Annotated in this window: 15 protein-coding genes and 3 pseudogenes; 9 read left to right on the top strand and 9 right to left on the bottom strand. The window is 69.0% G+C overall.

Features of this window, described 5'->3' with window-relative positions; all coding sequences use genetic code 11:
• Window positions 1–24: 24 nt before the first annotated feature.
• The 7 genes and pseudogenes from M6G65_RS16205 to M6G65_RS16175 all read right to left on the bottom strand — a co-directional run bounded on the left by M6G65_RS16205 (window position 25) and on the right by M6G65_RS16175 (window position 5,506).
• Window positions 25–981: a YncE family protein gene (locus M6G65_RS16205; RefSeq protein WP_238195228.1), complete on the bottom strand. Its 957-nt coding sequence runs from the start codon at window positions 979–981 to the stop codon at window positions 25–27.
• Entirely contained in the window at window positions 978–1,511 is a 534-nt protein-coding gene (locus M6G65_RS16200) for an SRPBCC family protein (protein ID WP_192707744.1), read from the bottom strand. The genes M6G65_RS16205 and M6G65_RS16200 overlap by 4 nt, the downstream gene beginning before the upstream one ends.
• 21 nt (window positions 1,512–1,532) lie before the next feature.
• Complete coding sequence (locus M6G65_RS16195) at window positions 1,533–2,123, bottom strand: DUF447 domain-containing protein (RefSeq protein ID WP_238195229.1); 591 nt, start codon at window positions 2,121–2,123, stop codon at window positions 1,533–1,535.
• Between the two features lie 4 nt (window positions 2,124–2,127).
• Window positions 2,128–3,689 (bottom strand): annotated as a pseudogene (locus M6G65_RS16190) (DUF6513 domain-containing protein).
• Complete coding sequence (locus tag M6G65_RS16185) at window positions 3,686–4,261, bottom strand: amino acid kinase family protein (RefSeq protein ID WP_238195231.1); 576 nt, start codon at window positions 4,259–4,261, stop codon at window positions 3,686–3,688. The pseudogene M6G65_RS16190 and the gene M6G65_RS16185 overlap by 4 nt, the downstream one beginning before the upstream one ends.
• Window positions 4,258–4,960, bottom strand: a pseudogene (locus M6G65_RS16180) ((5-formylfuran-3-yl)methyl phosphate synthase). The gene M6G65_RS16185 and the pseudogene M6G65_RS16180 overlap by 4 nt, the downstream one beginning before the upstream one ends.
• Window positions 4,961–4,987: 27 nt before the next feature.
• Window positions 4,988–5,506 (bottom strand): DUF3280 domain-containing protein, encoded by a 519-nt coding sequence (locus tag M6G65_RS16175; protein ID WP_373323676.1) that lies wholly within the window; start codon window positions 5,504–5,506, stop codon window positions 4,988–4,990.
• A 192-nt stretch (window positions 5,507–5,698) separates the two neighbouring features.
• Here M6G65_RS16175 and M6G65_RS16170 point away from each other — a divergent pair, with 192 nt between their 5' ends.
• The 9 genes and pseudogenes from M6G65_RS16170 (at window position 5,699) to M6G65_RS16130 (ending at window position 14,467) form a co-directional block, all read left to right on the top strand.
• Entirely contained in the window at window positions 5,699–6,934 is a 1,236-nt protein-coding gene (locus M6G65_RS16170) for an ABC transporter substrate-binding protein (RefSeq protein ID WP_238195234.1), read from the top strand.
• A gap of 121 nt (window positions 6,935–7,055) precedes the next feature.
• Window positions 7,056–8,039, top strand: a complete 984-nt coding sequence (locus tag M6G65_RS16165; RefSeq protein ID WP_238195235.1) for a YVTN family beta-propeller repeat protein — start codon at window positions 7,056–7,058, stop codon at window positions 8,037–8,039.
• Between the two features lie 68 nt (window positions 8,040–8,107).
• Window positions 8,108–8,543 (top strand): annotated as a pseudogene (locus M6G65_RS16160) (cupredoxin domain-containing protein).
• Complete coding sequence (locus tag M6G65_RS16155; protein ID WP_238195350.1) at window positions 8,543–8,785, top strand: hypothetical protein; 243 nt, start codon at window positions 8,543–8,545, stop codon at window positions 8,783–8,785. The pseudogene M6G65_RS16160 and the gene M6G65_RS16155 overlap by 1 nt, the downstream one beginning before the upstream one ends.
• A complete protein-coding gene (locus tag M6G65_RS16150; RefSeq protein ID WP_238195237.1) occupies window positions 8,782–9,531 on the top strand; it encodes an ABC transporter ATP-binding protein in 750 nt (249 codons plus the stop codon). The genes M6G65_RS16155 and M6G65_RS16150 overlap by 4 nt, the downstream gene beginning before the upstream one ends.
• Window positions 9,528–10,421 (top strand): ABC transporter permease, encoded by an 894-nt coding sequence (locus M6G65_RS16145; RefSeq protein ID WP_238195238.1) that lies wholly within the window; start codon window positions 9,528–9,530, stop codon window positions 10,419–10,421. The genes M6G65_RS16150 and M6G65_RS16145 overlap by 4 nt, the downstream gene beginning before the upstream one ends.
• A 14-nt stretch (window positions 10,422–10,435) precedes the next feature.
• Entirely contained in the window at window positions 10,436–11,074 is a 639-nt protein-coding gene (locus tag M6G65_RS16140; protein WP_192707754.1) for a hypothetical protein, read from the top strand.
• A gap of 256 nt (window positions 11,075–11,330) precedes the next feature.
• A complete protein-coding gene (locus M6G65_RS16135) occupies window positions 11,331–13,901 on the top strand; it encodes a TonB-dependent receptor domain-containing protein (protein WP_250104179.1) in 2,571 nt (856 codons plus the stop codon).
• 212 nt (window positions 13,902–14,113) lie between these two features.
• A complete protein-coding gene (locus M6G65_RS16130) occupies window positions 14,114–14,467 on the top strand; it encodes a hypothetical protein (protein WP_238195240.1) in 354 nt (117 codons plus the stop codon).
• A 47-nt stretch (window positions 14,468–14,514) separates the two neighbouring features.
• Here the strand turns inward: M6G65_RS16130 and M6G65_RS16125 are convergent, their stop codons facing one another.
• Both M6G65_RS16125 and M6G65_RS16120 read right to left on the bottom strand, forming a co-directional pair.
• The gene (locus M6G65_RS16125) at window positions 14,515–16,035 is read right to left on the bottom strand and encodes an undecaprenyl-phosphate glucose phosphotransferase (RefSeq protein WP_250104178.1); all 1,521 of its coding nucleotides are present in this window, start codon (window positions 16,033–16,035) and stop codon (window positions 14,515–14,517) included.
• Window positions 16,036–16,179: 144 nt separating this feature from the next.
• On the bottom strand, window positions 16,180–17,379 hold the full coding sequence (locus M6G65_RS16120) for a glycosyltransferase family 4 protein (protein ID WP_238195242.1): 1,200 nt from the start codon (window positions 17,377–17,379) through the stop codon (window positions 16,180–16,182).
• Between the last annotated feature and the right edge of the window lie 79 nt (window positions 17,380–17,458).

Genomic DNA, 17,458 nt, shown 5'->3' with positions numbered 1-17,458 from the left:
AGAGATCCCGCACCCGGGCCCGTGTCAGCGCAGAAAGGTACCGAAGGAGCGCGGGCCGTTCCCGGTGGGGATCGTCTTGATCACCTTCAGCGTCCGCGCGTCGAGGACGCTCAGCGTGTTGTCACCCCAATTCGCAACGTAGAGGCGCCCGTCCTCATCGGCGGCGATGCCCTCCGGGTGGTCACCGACGTCGATGTCGGCGATAGGCTTAAGCGTCGCGAGGTCGAAGGCGGTGACGCTGCCGGCATATTGATCGGTGACGAAGCCGCGACCCTGCGCCAGCGCGATCACGTAGGGCCTTCGACCCGTCTGCACGCGGCCGATCTCGCGTCCCGCAGCGAGATCGATGACGGAGACGTCGTCCCCGGTCACGTTGGCCGTGTAGGCCCGGCCCGCGGCGGCATCCAGGGTAATGCCGAACGGGTGCTGCCCCACCGGAATGACCGTCGTCTCGCGGCGAGCTTTGGCATCCACCACCGAGACCGTGTCAGCTTCGCGGTTCGCCACGTAGAGGGTCGCCCCGTCGGGGCTCACGGCGATGCCGGAGGGTGAGGCTCCGACGCCGATCTCGCCATCCGGGCTCAGCGTGCCGTCACGCTCGGTCAGCACGAACAGGCGGTGGCCGTACCAGTCGGCCACGTAGACCGTGCCGCCGCGCGGGTCGGTCGCGATGCCGAGCGGACCGCCGGGCAGCGCAACCTCCGACAGGACTCGCCCGGCGTCGAGGTCGATGATCGCGATCCCATGCCCCTCGGGCCGCGTGACGTAGGCGCGCTTGCGGTCGGCCGACAGCGCGATTCCGGCGGGCGCCCCGTCGACGGGCACGCGCCGCAGGACCGTGCCGGCGGCAAGGTCGATGATCTCGACCGCGCCGCCCAGCTGAGCCGTGACGATCGCCTCCCGCGCCGGCTCGGCCGAGGCAGCCGACGCGAGGAGGGTGAGGCCGGCGGCGAGCGCCGCGCGACCCCGGTACGACGTCACGAGCCCTTCTCGACCTTGGCCTTCAGGTTCGCGAGGCTGGCCTTGATCCAGTCGCCGACGCCCTTCTCGGACGCCTCGTCGTTCAGCTCGGGCGGCGGGTCATTGTTCATGTAGCCCCGGTAGAAGGCTGCCTTCCACTCGACCTTCGACTTGGCGTCGCCCGCGGGCTCGACCGTAATCGTCGCCGAGTAATCGTTGGCCGGCAGGTCCTTCACGTCGACCTTGTCGATGTAGTACGAGAACAGCTTGTCGTCAGGCTTCAGCTTGTTGCTGGTCTCCTGGATCTGATCGCCGTTCTTGAGCGTCAGCACGCGCTTGAACTTGCCCGCCGGATCGCCGGTGAACTCGGTCTTGGTGACGTTCTGAACCCAGTCGGCGTTCTTCACGTCGCCGACCACGGCCCAGACCTTATCGGCCGGCGCGTTGATCTCGATCGACTCCGTGATCTTGCGCCGAGTCGGGCCGTGCGCCTGAGCCGTCGCGGCCACGAGGGCCGCGGTGGCCGCCAGGGCCAGGGTGATTTTCTTCATCTTGTCCTTCTCCTCCCGCCGTCAGCGGTCGTCACGATCGAGAACGCGCGCCTCGGGGCCGAGCGCCGCCGCGACCTTGTCCTCGATCCAGCCCCAGGCCTCGCGCTCGCGGGGTCCCGCGGTCTTGCCGATGGCGATGGCGAGGTAGGCCATCTCCGTCAACACCTTGTCCGGCTCGAGCATGTGCAGCCGGGTTGAAAGAATGGCGGCTTCCAGGACCGCGGCCTGCGCCCGGTTGTAGCCGATGAACGGCGCGTGCGCGGCGCTGTGGACCAGCCGCCCGCGAAAGCGCGGGCGCGTCGCGTGCGGCTCGACCGCTGCCACCTCGAACTCGGCATGTCCGAAACTGTCGGCGAGGCGCCGCCCCGGGATCGCCGTGCACGCCTCCGTCGGCCACTCGCGCCGGCCCGTCACCGCGCCCGCGATGACGCGGATGTCGCGGGGGCTCGACGCCGCGAAGTACGGACTGGCCTCCAGGTTGACGATGGTCGGCGACGGCCGGAACGGCGCCAGCACGTAGCCCGCGTCCTCGCCGATCAGCCCGAACGGCACGAGGTGCAGCTCGCCCGCCGGCGACAGGGTCGTGACGATCGTCTCGAGGATCAGCGGCATCGGCTCACGCCCTGTCGACCGGCACGAGCCGTCCGCAGACCAGCTTGGCCTTCGGGTCCTGCGGTTGCTCGGGCGACGCTTCCGCGCGCGCGCCCTCTTCGGGGATGATCTCGGGCGCGCGCGCGTCAGCCTCGGGCTTCACAAGGCGGGCGTCCCGCGTGCCGGGCGGCGGCGCGTCCGGCCCGGAATGGCGCGTGTGACCGGCCTTCTTGAAGGCGGTGGCATCCTCCACCTCGGCGTCGGCCGCGCAGCCCCAATCGAGGGGCTCGTCCTGCACGTAGCGCTTTCCGAGCCGCCAGGCGGTCTCGGCCTTGGCGAGCTCCGCGCCGAGATAGAAGGCATGCGCCCCGTCGCTGGCGACATCGAGGTCGGGGAAAAAGGCCATCGCGTCGGTGCCGACCCTGTGGATGTCGCGGTTGTAGACGTGGATCCCGTCCTCGGCGACCGCGATCCGGTAATTGGGATCGCGCACCTCGGCGGCCGCCTGGGCGACCTCCTCGGCGGTCTGCACGAAGGGACGCTTGTCGTGAAGGGCGAGCAGCGCGCGACCATACCCTTTGGGCAGCGCGGAATCGGCCTTGGCGGCGTACATGACCCGGCGGGCGGCGTCGTGCTCCTCGACGGTGCGGCGGGTGTGGTTGGAGACCTGCACGATCAGAACGTTGCGGATCGAAAGCTCCGAGCACATGCCGACGAGGAGGGCGGTCACGCCCAGCGAGTCGGCCTCGGTCAACTCGGTGAGATTGCCGGTGCCCATCATCATCTCGATCTCCGGCCAGCGGGCGCGGGTCTCGCGATAGCGGGCGATCGATCCACGAAGCCGTGATGGATCGGCTCCAGGATCGGATCTGCCAGGAACGGCCGCCCGGCCTTCAGCATCCGCTCGATCGCCCGGTCGAGGGACGGCAGGTCGTCGGGCCGCAGCGGCACGAGAATCGGCACCGCGTCGGTCTCGAAGGCGAGATCGAGGGTCTCCTCGTTGAGGCTCAGCAGGTAGTCGGCCCCGGCGCCGGCGCCCCGGGCGAGCTCCTCGCGGGAGAAGGAATCGACACTGACCGTGAGGCCGGCGTCTTTCATGGCCTTCACGGCGTCCTCGAGGTGGGGAAACAGCGTGTCGGGCAGCCCGCCCAGATCGATGACATCGGCGCCTCGCCGGGCGAGGTCGAGGCCCTTGGTCAGGATCGCGTCGACGCTCATCTTCGAGGCGTCGGCGATCTCCGAGAAGATCCGCAGATCGTGCCGGGAGAGGTCCACCTTCCGGGCCGACAGGCCGAGCCACGCGGGCAGGTCCACGACCTCGTCGGGGCCGCGCTCGACCGGGACGCCGAAATGTGCGGCGAGGTGCTCGGGATTGGCGCGGCACCGGCCCGGCAGGATCACCCGGGTCGCGCCCTCGGGCAGCGTGACACGGCGGCGGATGATCTCCTCGGTCATCAGCGCGGCGACCTTCACGCCGGCATCGGCTATGCTCCACCGGAACCGGTCCGGCAGGCCGGCCGCGACCTTCTCCAGCCGCGCCCGCGCGAGGCGGCCGGTGACGAACACGATATGCTCGGGCACGCTCACGCGGCATCCTTCAGGGCGACCGTCACCTTCTCGGCCGGCCCCCAGATCTCGATCGGTCCGCCGAAGCGCGCGGCGAAGTCCGGGAAGGCAACATCCACCAGGCCGACGCGCGCAAGGGCGGCGGCATCGTGACCGCCGGGCGCATCGACGGACTTCACCAGCACGCAGCGTTCGGCCCTAACCTGTACGGCGAGCCAGAGCGCGAGGCTGTCGGAGGTGACGTCCCAGGTCTCGGGTATGTCCGGATGACCCGCGCGCAGACGGCGCGGGTTCCACACCCGTGCCCGGGCCGGCGCAGCCTCGGTCCAGGGCTCCAGGCTCTGCACCAGGCGCGGCTCGATTCCGCGGAAGATGCCGGCCGCATCGCTCATGGCGTCGAGTGCGCGGCGATGGGCTTCAGCGTCGCTGAAACCCTCGCGCGCCTGCGCGGCCCGCACGGCGCCCGCGAAGGTGCCGCCGCCCGGCACGACGATGCAGCGCCCGAGCACGCCGTCTGCGAGCGCGGTCAGCAGCGCGCGGCGGCGATGGGGGTCCGCCTCGAGGCTGCCGCCGACCTTGACGACGGCGGTCACGCGGCGTCCCGCCGGCTCGGCCGCAGGGCGCGCAGCGCCTCGGCGACCCGCAGGGGATCGATGCCGTTGCGGCGATCGAAGTCGCGGCACAGGCCTCCGCGGAAACCCAGATAATCCGGTGCGTACGCGCTGAGGCTCGGGATATCGATGACCCGCAGCGAGCCCGCGAGGCCGCTCATCAGCCCGTTGTCGCGGCAGGCCGCGGTGAAGGCCGCAAGATCCGCCGGCGCCGCGAGATCGGGAAGACGCGCGCCCCGCTTGCCGGCCGTGTCGATCATCGCGCCCGCGAATCCGGCTTCGGCGAGGTGCGGGACGAGGGCGGCGGCCGGGCCGTCCTCGGCGAACAGCACGGCGATCAGCCGTCCGGGCGCCGCCGCGGCGAGAGCCGCCAGGGCGGCGCCATCCCCGCGTGGTGCCGGGCCGATGCCGGTCTTGACCCAGTCCACCCCCGACGCCGCCATGGCGGCCACGTCGCGCGGCGTCGGCTCGGCGACCGCGCTGGTCACGGCACCGCCGGACACCCGGGCGACGATCTCCCGCACGGTCCGGGTGTCGAGCGCGCCGAGCGCCCCGCGCTCGGGATCCTTGGCGTCGGACGAGGTCGACCCCGGCCAGCCGCGCAGCCTCGGCCTCGGCCGGATCACGGACACTGACGAGAAGACGGGGCAGGGGAGTGGCTTGGGCAGGGGACGCGGACACGGATGACTCGGGACTCGACGGAAGGCCTCATGACTTTCCGGGCAGCGGCTCGGCGAGCAGGCGGTTCTTCACCACCCACCGCATGGCGTGGGCCCAGGTATCGTCGGTGTCGGCCCGGATCGTCACCTGCCCGCCGCGCACCACCTTGCCGGTCTCGGCCTCGGCGATGGTGACGTTCAGGTTGAAGATCTGACCGGACCCCTTCTCCACATAACCCGTCACGACGAGGTCCGCACCCAGGCTCTTGCCGATGTCCGCCGCGCAACCGTTGCACTTGTAGAGCGGACCATCCTTGGCCACGGTGTCGGCCTTCGGCGTCGTATCGACGATGTCCAGCCCGGCTTGATCGTGGAGAGCCTTGCGCAGCTCGTCGGTGACCAGCGTGAGCTTCTTGGTGTCGGCCGGCCGTGCACGGGCGCCGTAGGACGCACCGGGATCGAACAGCTCGACGGGGAACACCGCAGCTTTCTCGGCCGCCAGAGCCGCACCGGGCAGGGTAGCCCCGAGGGCGACAAAACCGCATGCGGTCGCTGCACGGAGAGACATGTGGCGCATCGGCGGGGCTTCCTCTCGACAGTCCGGCCGCCCTTCCGGCGACATCGCTGCCGGCATAGGTCGGGCGAAGGGACAATTTGGCAATGTACTTCGCAGCCTGCGTATTCCACGACGGGAACGTGAACGTCGGGACGACAGGCCGCGGTTGAGCGGTCGGAGCGGAAGCTGTTAGAGGCCGCGCATATGCAAGATCCTGCACCCGACACGGTTGTCCTGCGCCAGACGCTCCCGGTCTGGCTGCGCGCCGGGCTGGCTGCGCTGGCGCTGCTGCCGCTATCGGCGCAGGCCCAGCAACCCGCCCCAGAACCGATCGACACCCATATCGGCCTGATCTATCGGCCACAGCCCGCCCCGTCCTCCTACGACGCCGAGGCGGCGCCGGAGGACGAGGGCTTGGCGGGCGCCAAGATGGGCATCGCCGACAACAACACGACCGGCCGCTTCACCAAGCAGACCTACGCGCTCGACGAGATCGCGCTGACCGACGACAAGCCGGATCCCGTCGCGGCGGCCAAGGAGCTGGTCGCCAAGGGCGCGCGCTACCTCGTCCTGGCTCTGCCGGCCGACGCGGTGCTGGCGGTGGCGGATGCCGTCAAGGAGACCGGCGCCGTGGTGCTGAACGCCGGGGCCCCGGACGATCGCCTCCGCGGGGCCGACTGCCGGGCCAACGTGTTCCACATCCTCCCATCGCGGGCGATGCTGACCGACGCGCTGGCGCAATACATGACGGTGATGCGCTGGCGGAAGATTTTCCTGATCGTCGGCCCGACCGACGCCGACAAGGCCTATGCCGACGCGGTCCGCAACTCGGCCCGGAAGTTCGCGCTCAAGATCACGGCCGAGAAGCCCTGGACCTTCGGGCCGCTGGCTAAGGCGCGGGGCGATACCCCGACCCGGGCCGAGGCGATGGTCTTCACCCGGGGGCTCGACTACGACCTGGCGATCGTGGCCGACGAGGAGGGCGACTGGGGCGATTACGTGCCCTACCGCACCGTCGATCCGCGGCCGGTCGGCGGCACGCAGGCGCTGACGCCCACGACTTGGTCGCCCGTGCTGGAGACCTGGGGGGCCGCCCAGGCGCAGAACCGGTTCCGGCGGCTTGCCGGACGCCTGATGCGCCCGCTGGACTATCAGGTCTGGGCCGCGGTGCGGACCGTCGGCGAGGCCGTGACGGGCAAGAAGACCAACGATCCGGCCGTGATCGGGCCGTATCTCGCCGATCCCGCCTTCACGCTGCCCGCCTACAAGGGCGTGCCGCTCAGCTTCCGGCCCTGGGACCACCAGCTCCGGCAGGCGATCATCGTGGTGCAGCCGAAGGCGCTGGTCTCGGTGGCTCCCGAGCAGGGCTTCCTGCATCAGCGCACCCCGCTCGACACGCTCGGGGTGGATCTTCCGGAAACCACCTGCAAGTTCAAGTGAGGCCTCCGCCTGCGGCGTTGGTGAGCGGCCGGCGCTCTCGCAACGCGCGGAAATCGCACTACAATTGTCCTCCGAGAACGTCCTTCGAGGACGCCGGGAAGTCGCAAGGGAAGGGAATGGTATGAACCGCCGCGTCGAGGCAGGCCTGAGTGTGTGCGCCCTCGGAGCGTGGCTCGCCCTGTGCGGGCCGGCCGCCGCCTTCACCGCCTACGTCACCAACGAGAAGGGCAACTCGGTCAGCGTCATCGACACAAACACGATGGCGGTGACGGCGACCTGGAAGGTCGGCCGGCGCCCGCGGGGCGTGACCGTGTCGAAGGACGGCAAGGAGCTGTTCGTCTGCGCGAGCGACGACGACCGCATCGACGTGCTCGATACGAGTTCCGGCAAGGTGGTGCGCTCCCTGCGCTCGGGCCCGGATCCGGAGCAGTTCATCCTCGATGCGTCCGGCAACCCGCTCTACGTCGCCAATGAGGATGACAGCCAGGTCACGATCATCGACATCGAGAAGAACAAGGTCCTGGCCGAGGTGCCGGTCGGCGTCGAGCCGGAGGGGATGGGCCTGTCGCCGGACGGCAAGATCCTGGTCAACACCTCCGAAACGACCAACATGGCCCATTTCATTGACACCAAGACCTTCCAGGTCATCGACAATGTGCTGGTCGATGCCCGGCCGCGCTTCGCCGAGTTCACCGCCGACGGCAAGTTCCTGTGGGTGTCGGCGGAGGTCGGCGGCACGGTGAGCGTGATCGACGTGGCCCAGCGCCGGGTGATCAAGAAGATCAGCTTCAAGATCCCGAGCGTGAACGACGAGGCGATCCAGCCCGTCGGCATCCGGATCACCAAGGACGGGACGAAAGCCTTCGTGGCGCTCGGCCCGGCCAACCGGGTCGCGGTCATCGACGCCAAGACCTACGAGGTCGAGAAGTACCTGCCGGTCGGCCAGCGCGTCTGGCAGCTCGCCTTCACGCCGGACCAGAAGCAGCTCTTCACCACGAACGGGACGTCCAACGACGTCTCGGTGATCGACGTCGCCGCCGAGAAGGTGGTCAAGAGCATCCCGGTCGGCCTGCTGCCATGGGGCGTGGCGATCTCGCCGAACTGATCCGGCGCGGATTCGGGATCCGAAGCGAACGAGGCGCTCTGCGGGGGCGCCCGAGGGTAGGAAGCGACATGACGCGGATGTTTCGAACGGCAGCCCTCGCCCTGGCGGGGCTGCTCGCGGCCGGTCCGGCGCTGGCCATGGACCTCACCAAGAAGCGGGAGAACCTGCCCGACCTTGTCCTGGGCGACGATCAGGGCAACGACTTCGTCGCCGAGAACAAGGACATCACGCTGGAATCCGGCAAGGCTTACCGGCTGCGCATCGTCGCCAAGGGCCGTCAGGAATACAAATTCTACGCACCGGAGTTCTTCCGATACATCTGGTTCAACCAGATCGTGATCGAGCACAAGGAGATCCACGGCGGCGGCCCGCCCGACCACCTGGAATTCGGACGATCCCGGCGAGATCGCCATCGAGTTCGTCGCGATCAAGCCCGGCACCTACACCTGGTCGGTGCACGGCCTGGAGGCCAAGGGCATGACCGGCACGCTGACGGTGAAATGATGCGCATCCTCCTGCTCGCCGCCTGCCTGCTCGCCGCCGGTCCGGCCCTCGCGGCCGACGACGCCTCGTCCTGCGCCGAGGGCATCACGATGATCCGCGACGCGCTCGCCCTGAACCCGCCCGAGGCGGCAGTGCCGAAGCTCAAGAAGGCCCTGCGGGTCGCCGAGCGGGAGCAGAAGGAGGGCGAGTTCGACGAGTGCCTCGACGCGGTCGCCGATGCCCGAAAGGTGCTGGGGCGATGAGCGCGTCGGAAGCGGCCGCCCTCCAAGTCGACCATGTCGGCCACCGGTTCGGAGCGCGGGCGGCGCTCGACGACGTCTCGATTACGGTGGAGCGCGGGCGCTTCGCCGCCCTGCTCGGCCCGAACGGTGCCGGCAAGACGACGTTGTTCTCGGTGATCACCCGGCTCTACAACAACCAGACCGGCCAAGTCGCGATCTTCGGCCATGCCCTGGACCGGGAGCCCTCGCGCGCGCTCGCCCGGCTCGGCGTCGTGTTCCAGGCGCGCACCCTCGACACCGACCTCACCGTCGAGCAGAACCTGCTGTACCACGCGAGCCTTCACGGCATCGCCCGCGGCGCCGGGAAGGCGCGCGTCGGGGCGTTGCTCGACCGGGTCGGCCTCGCGGACCGGCGGCACGACAAGGTCCGCACCCTGTCGGGCGGCCAGTCGCGGCGCATCGAGATCGCCCGCTCGCTGATCCATCGCCCGGATCTGCTGCTCCTCGATGAGCCGACCGTCGGGCTGGACCTCGAATCTCGCGCCGACATCGTGGCGATCGTGCGCGCGCTGGTGCGGGAGGAGGGGCTGTCAGTCCTCTGGGCGACCCATATCTTCGAGGAGATCGCGCCCGAGGACGACGCCGTCGTGCTGCACCGGGGCCGGATCATCGCCCGCGGCTGGGCCGGGGATATCGGCAGCCCGGGCGAGTCCCTGGCCGATGCCTTCCGCCGCCTCGTGGCCGAGCCGGGGAGGGCCGCGGCATGAGCGCACCGATACAGGTCTCGTCCGCCCCTGCCGCCGTCACGGCACGCGGTGCCCAGCAGCGGATCGGGCGGCTCGATGCGGTCGGGTACCTGATCTGCCTCGGCGGCATCGTCCGCCGGGAATTGCTGCGTTTCTTCAATCAGAAGGAGCGGTTCTTCTCGGCACTGGTCCGCCCGCTCGTCTGGCTGTTCATCTTCGCGGCGGGCTTCCGCAACACGCTGGGCGTCTCCATCGAGCCGCCGTACCAGACCTACGTGCTCTACGAGGTCTACGTGGTGCCCGGGCTGGCGGTGATGATCCAGCTCTTCAACGGCATGCAATCGTCGCTCTCGATGGTCTACGACCGCGAGGTGGGGTCGATGAAGGTGCTGCTGACCTCGCCCTATCCGCGCTGGCTGCTGCTGCTCGCCAAGCTGATCGCGGGCGTGGCCGTGTCGATCGTGCAGGCCTATGCCTTCCTGGCGGTGGCCTACTTCTGGGAGACCGACATCCCGCCGCTCGGCTACCTGACGGCGCTGCCGGCGTTCCTGGCCTCGGGCCTGATGCTCGGGGCGATCGGGCTGTTCCTGTCCTCTCTGGTGCGCCAGCTCGAGAACTTCGCCAGCGTGATGAACTTCGTGATCTTCCCGATGTTCTTTGCCTCCTCGGCCCTCTACCCCCTGTGGCGGATCCGGGAATCCTCGGAGACGCTGTACTGGATCTGCGAGCTGAACCCGTTCAGCCACGCGGTGCAGCTCGTCCGCTACGCCCTCTACGTCCAGTTCGAGCCGGTCGCCTGCGCCGTCGTGGTCGGCGTGACGCTCGCCTTCTTCGGCGCCGCCGTCGTCGCCTACGATCCCGGCCGCGGCATCATGGCCCGGCGCGGCGGCCCGGCCGGCGAGACCCCCTGATGGAGCCCGTTCCGATGAACCGTCTTGTCTCCCGCATCCTGGGCAGCGCGCTCGGGCTGAGCCTCCTCGCCGGACCGGCGCTGGCGCAGCCGCGCCAAGATCCGGACTGGCCCTGTGTCCAGCGCAAGGTCGCCACCCTGAGCCCCGGCCAGTTCTGGACGGGCCCGGACATCGCCGCGGCCGGCGATTGGGGCAGCGACAACGATGCGGCGGTGCTCGCCCAGAAGATCGCCTCGCGGCGCACCGATCTTCCGCAGGTCGGACCGCTCCTCGATGAGTTCGCCGGCAAGTTCGGCACCGACAAGGACGCCAAGGACAAGGCCCTGACCCGGGTCTACGCGGGCGTGTTCGAGGTGATCAACGGCGAGCGCGACAAGGTCGTCGGCGGCATCGCCCGCTACGCCCAGGGCCAGCGCCGGATGGCGGAGCGGATCCGCGACGAGGCCGACAAGATCAGCCAGGTCAAGGACGCGCCGAGCGCCTCCGACGCGACGGAGCTCCCGAAGGATCAATCGGAGCTGGAGACGAAGTTCGCCTGGGACCGGCGCATCTTTCAGGAGCGCAGCCAGTCGCTCACCTATGTCTGCGAGGTTCCGCAGCTCCTTGAGCAACGGCTCGGCGAGATCGCGCGGATGATCCAGGCACGGCTGTAAGCCCTTCTCCCGTCGCGCGAAACTCTTGCCACATCATCCCGGGATGTTTGCCGAAATCTCCCTAAGTGCTTGATCGCGTTCAAGAAACTGTTGCGGTTTGATCACGTCGGGTCGGCATCCACATCCCAGCGCGTGAAATGCGGCGAAAACAGCGCGATCGCGGTTCCAGCACAATTGTGCACTTCCCCGCCTCTCGGCATGAGGGATCACAAGCTCGTCAAGAACGAGCATGGGTCTTGGGCCACGGGGGTTGGGAATGTCACTTCGCGCGTTGCGGAGCAGCTTGGTCGCGTCTGCATCGGTTGTCGCTGGAACGGTCCTTTCGGGGGCCGTTCAGGCTCAGCAATCGGTGACACTGGGTGAGATCAGCGTGGTGTCCACGACGCCGGTCGGCTCCGGCGGCGGCAGCTCGAGCCAGGCGCAGACCTTCAACGGTCCCGGCCCGGTGCCGCCGCTCGGGTCCGTGCCGCCGACCGGCCTGACCCGCCTGCGCGGCAGCGAGCAGCCCCTCTACAAGATCCCGAGCACGGTGGAATCGGTCACGGCGAGCGACCTCGCCATCGATCAGGCCAACAACAATCTCGTCACGACGCTGGCCCGGCGCACGCCCGGCATCAACATCTCCGACTCGCAGGGCAACAACAACCGCGTGGACGTGACCTATCGCGGCTTCACGGCCTCGCCGGTGCAGGGCGTGCCGCAGGGGCTGGCCGTCTACCAGAACGGCGTGCGCATCAACGAGGCCTTCGGCGACGTCGTCAATTTCGACCTGATCCCGCAGCAGGCGATCCAGCGGATCGACGTGGTCACCGGCAACCCGGTCTTCGGCCTCAACGCGCTGGGCGGCGCGGTCAACATCCAGATGAAGAATGGCTTCACCTGGCAGGGTACCGAGATCGCCGCCTGGGGCGGCTCCGATGCCCGCACCGCCGGCTATCTGCAATATGGCAAGGTCGCCGACAACTGGAGCGTGTACTTCACCGGCGATGGGCTGAACGATCGCGGCTGGCGCTACGAGAGCCCGAGCACGATCGGCCGTCTCTACGCCGATCTCGGCTACCGCTCCCAGGATTCGGAGTTCCACCTGATCGGCTTGGCCGCGCGCAGCTTCTACGGCGCCGCCGCCGCGACGCCGGTGGACTTCACCCATCGCGACCCGCGGGCGATCTTCACCTTCCCGCAGACCACCACCACCGAGGTCGGCTCGCTGCAACTCACCGGCCGCGTCGACATCTCACCGACCTGGGACCTCGCCGGAAACGCCTATTTCCGCCGCTTCAGCCAGACCTACGTGGATGGCAACGACGGCAACTTCGAGAATTGCAGCACGCGCTCCAGCTTCCGCGGCAATCTCTGCTTCGAGGATGACGGGTTCAGCCCGTCGGCCGGCCAGTCACAGCTCGCGTTCCGCAACCAGTTCCTGATCCTGGGCCAGCAGAACCAGCGCATCCCGTTCCGGGCCAACATCCCCTACGGCACCCTGGACACGACCCAAACCCAGGCCACGGGCTTCGGCGGCTCGCTGCAGGCGTCGAACCGCGACCAGGTGTTCGGCCTGCCCAACACCTTCGTGATCGGCGGCAGCATCGACACGGCGAACTACTCGTTCAAGTCGTCCAGCACCCTCGGGGTCATCAACCCCGACCTGTCGATCACCACCAACCCGAACAATCCCTATTACGGCAACATCCCGGGGCTCGGCACGCCGCAATTGCGGACCGCCGGTGCCCTCGGCATCGCGCCGAGCTCGGTCAACGGCTCGAACCTCTATATGGGGCTCTATACCCTCGATACGCTCGACGTGACCGACCGGCTGTCGCTGACGGCCGGGGCGCGCCTCAACTTCGCGCGCATCCAGAGCGAGGATCTCACCGGCTTTTCGCCGGACGTGACCGGCACGCATTACTACAACAAGATCAACCCGGTCGCCGGCCTGACCTACCGCTTCTTCGACGCGCTGAACCTCTACGGCAGCTACTCGGAGTCGAACCGCGCGCCGACCCCGCTGGAACTGGCTTGCGCCAACCCGGACCGGCCGTGCCTCCTGCCGAACTCGCTGGTTGCCGATCCGCCGCTGAAGCAGGTGACGGCGCGGACCTACGAGGTCGGCTTCCGGGGCCAGCTGCCGAACACCTATGACGGCGGCGTCATCACCTACAAGATCGGTGCGTTCCGCACGGATCTCAGCAACGACATCCTGTCGCTCGCCACGCCCGGCAACACGGCGCGCGCCTATTTCGTCAACGTGCCCTCGACGCAGCGGCAGGGGATCGAGGTCGGCAGCGAGTACACGGCCGATTACCTGCGGGTCTACGCCAACTACGCGCTGGTCGACGCCACCTTCCAGTTCAACGGCACCCTGTCGTCGCCCAACAACCCGCTCGCGGATGACGGCGCCATCCAAGTGCGCAAGGGCAACATCGTGCCCCTGGTGCCGGCGCACCAGATCAAGGCCGGCTTCGACTACTTCATCACACCCGACTGGCAGCTCGGCCTCTATCTCCAGGCCTTCTCCTCGTCCTACTTCCGCGGCGACGAGTCGAACCTGAACCGCAAGCTTCCGGCCTACTACACGTTGAACCTGCAGACGAAGTATCAGGTGACGAAGAACCTCGAGGTCTTCGGGCTGATCACCAACCTGACCAACAACCGCTACGCGACGTTCGGCACCTTCGCGGAGCCGGGCCCGGTGGCCGGGAACCTGCGGATCAGCGATCCGCGGACCACGACACTGGCACAGCCGTTCTCAATCTACGCCGGCATCCGCTACGCGTTCGGCGCCGACCCGGTGCCGATGTCGCCGGAGCCGATCATCCGCAAGTACTGACGGACGGCACGGCTCGATGCGGGCGCTCCCGGCGGCTTCCAGGCCGCGCGAGGGCGCCCGCTTCCGTTTCCGACGGCGCGGTGCGGCCTCCTGTCTCAGGAACGGCCCGATGCGCCCGGCGTCTCCAGGGTAGTCGCAACCGGACATGGCGGCCCGCGTCGTCGCGGGCAACCGGAGCCGGTCGCGCTCAGGTGCAGTGGAGAAACGCCTCAATGATGATCAGATTCGCCCTCGCAGCCCTGGCCCTCGCCGCAGCCACGCCGGCCCTGGCGACCCCGTGCTCCGACGAGGTCGACACCTTGCAGCGGCGGCTCGACAGTGCCGGTGCAGCCTCCGTGACGGGCGCGACGCCGCCCGGCGGCCCGACCTCTTCGAATTCTCCGAAGGCCCTCGACAAGCCGCCGGCCCTCACCAAGTCGGACGCCGACGTGAAGCCGACCGCCTCGGGCGTCGAGGAGGCCAAGAAGCTGGTCGCCCAGGCCCGTCAGCAGGACAAGTCCGGCGACGCCCAGGGCTGCCGCGACACGATCATGAAGGCCAAGGAGAAGGCCGGCGCGCTGCCGTAGGCGGCGCGGGGCGGCCGGTGCCTCAGGGACGCCGGCCGCCACTCTGCTCAGTACGCGTTCTCGGTCTTCAGAAGCGCGAACGGCGTCGTCAGCAGGATCTGGAGGTCCAGCAGGACCGACCAGTTCTCGATGTAATAGAGGTCGTGCTCGACGCGCCGTTGCAGCTTCTCGGACGTGTCGGTCTCGCCGCGCCAGCCATTGATCTGCGCCCACCCGGTGATGCCGGGCTTGACCTTGTGGCGGGCGAAATAGCCGTCGGCGACTTGGTCGTACAGGGTGTTGGCCGCCTTCGCCTGCAGGGCGTGAGGCCGGGGGCCCACCAGGGAGAGATCGCCCTTCAGCACGTTGAACAGCTGCGGCAGCTCGTCGAGCGAGGTCTTGCGGATGAAGCGGCCGACTGGCGTCACGCGCGGATCACCCTTGGTGACCATCTTGGCCGCGCCGGCATCGCATTGATCGACGTACATCGAGCGGAACTTGTAGACTTCGATCAGCTCGTTGTTGAAGCCGTGACGCTTCTGCCGGAACAGGATCGGACCGCGCGAGGTGAGGCGGACGGCAAGCGCAACGGCCAGCATGACCGGCGACAGGGCGAGCAGCATCAGCAGGCCGACGCCGCGATCGAACAGCGCCTTCACCACGACATCCCAACCGGCGATCGGCCGGTCGAAGACGTCGAGCACCGGCACCGAGCCGAGATACGAGTAGCTGCGCGGGCGCAGGCGCAGCTTGGCGGCGTGCGCCGACAGGCGGATGTCGATCGGCAGAACCCAGAGCTTGGCGAGCATCTGGAGGATGCGCGCTTCGGCCGTGATCGGGATGGTGAAGACGATCAGGTCCAGGCGGGCATGCCGCGCGTAGGCCACGAGGTCGTCCACGTTGCCGAGCTTCGGATGGCCGGCCACCACGTCCGACGAGCGGTCGGTGTTGCGGTCGTCGAACACCCCGACGATGCGGATGCCGCTGTCGCTCTGCGTCTCCAGGGCGGCGATCAGATCCTCGGCCGGCTTGCCGCCGCCCACGATCGCGGTGCGCCGGTCGAAACGGCCGGCGCGGGTCTGTGCCTCGATGATCTGGAACAGGACGAAGCGGCCGACCAGAAGCGCGCCGAGGCCGGTGGCGAAGAAGGTCCCAAGCCACAGCCGCGAGTAGTGGTCGGCCACCTTGGCGAGGACCAGACCGGCGGCAACCATCAGGAAGGTCATCGACCAGGCGGCGATCAGCCGGATCGCGGTCTTGAAGAAGGCCCGGAAGGCGGCGATCCGGTAGCCGCCCGCGGCCTGGATCAGCGCAACCGTCATCACGGCGATCAGGCCGATGGCCCCGGCATAGGTCAGCCCATAAGGGACCCGCCCGCGCAGCATCATCAGGTGCAGCAGCGAGCCGAGGCCGAAGATCAGCGCGCATTCGAGCGTCCGAACGATCCCGGCGACCACCACGGGTGAGATCGCCGCCGCTTCCGGCGCTGAGGTCTCGGCGAGCGGCACCGCCTCCGCGCGAATCGCGGCCGGCTGGGCTTCGAAGGGCCCGGTCGCTTCGAGAAGATCCCGGATGTCGAACGCGCTCATCGATTGGCTCCCCCCTGCGCCAGTCTGCGGGTGCATCAACTGCAGCTTGGCACGGAGCGTTGTCGGAAGACTTAAGGGCGAGCCGACCGCCGCAGCTTTGTCGCGGCGTGTGCGGCGGCGGCCATCACGTTCCCGCCACCGGGCTCAGGCGGTCCGTGGTCCGGCGATTTCGCGACGCCCGGCGCTGCGGCGGCCTTCCCGAGCCTGGAATGCCGCCGCGTAGCCGGAGACGACCTCGCTACCCATCCGGTCCAGCGAGAAGCGCTGCCGGATCGACGCGCTGAGCCCGCCCACCTTGGCGGCAAGCCTCTCAGGCGAGTCGTCCAGCACCTTTCGGATGCCAGCCGCGAGCGCCTCCGAATCCCGGGCGGGGACGAGGTCGTGTGCGGCCGAACCGAAGATCTCCGGAATGCCGCCGACCCGCGTGGCGACAAGGGGCTGGGCCGCAGCAGCGGCCTCCAGAACGACGTAGGGCAGCGACTCCGCGAGCGACGGGACCACGAGGATGCGGCCCCGCGCCAGCACGGAACGGATCGCCTGCGGAGGCTCGAAGGAGACCGCGCCGGCTAGCCCGAGGCGCGCCACGGTCTCGCGCAGGATCTCGGCATCCGGACCTGAGCCGACCAGCAGCAGGCGCAGCGCCCGGCCCTCGGCCCGCAAGCGGACCAGAGCCTTGAGCAGGTAGGGCAGGCCCTTGGCCTCCCGCAGCTCGCCGACATACAGCAGGTCGAACGGATCCTGGACCCGTTCGACCGGCGCGAATTCCGCCTCCGAGATGCCGTTGTGCACGATTCGCGTCACGCGCTCGGGTCCGCCGACAAAGGCCCTGTGCCGGCCGGCGACGTACTCGCTCTCGAACAGGAAGGCGTCCGTGCGCCGGGCGAGCACGCCCTCGGCGCCCATGTAGAGGCGATGCAGCAGGCTGCCCGGCCGGTAATTGTAGCTGCCGCCATGCGGGGTGTAGGCGCGGATCGTGGATCCGGCCGCGGCGAGCCGTGCGTAGGCGCCGCCCTTGGCGCCGTGCCCGTGCAGGACGTCAGCGCCCACCTGTGCGGCCCGCTCACCGACCGTCCGGAGGCAGGCCCAGTCCGTCAGGTGCGGATTGCGCCGCATCGGGATCCGGATCAGACCGAGCTCGAGGCTCGGCATCAGCTCCGCAAGGGCACGCGCGCCGCGCTCGCCGCCGGTGGTCGAATCGCACACGATGCCGACGGCGTGCCCCGATCCAGCCTGGAGGCGGGCGAGATCCACGACGTGGCGGAACAAGCCGCCGACGGGCGCCCGGAACACGTGCAGGATCCGGTACCGCTGAGCGCTGCGGGCGTCGTTCGTTGTGGCGTCCACGATATCGGTCCCGGCAAGATCAATCCCGGAACGATGCTCCACCGGATGTCGATGGGAACTTAAAGGAAAGCAGATCGCG

Origin of the sequence: Methylobacterium tardum, assembly GCF_023546765.1 — a bacterium.
In the GTDB taxonomy this organism is placed as follows: domain Bacteria; phylum Pseudomonadota; class Alphaproteobacteria; order Rhizobiales; family Beijerinckiaceae; genus Methylobacterium; species Methylobacterium tardum.
The sequence above is the reverse complement of the archived record's forward strand: the minus strand, read 5'-3'. Positions and strand labels throughout refer to the sequence as shown.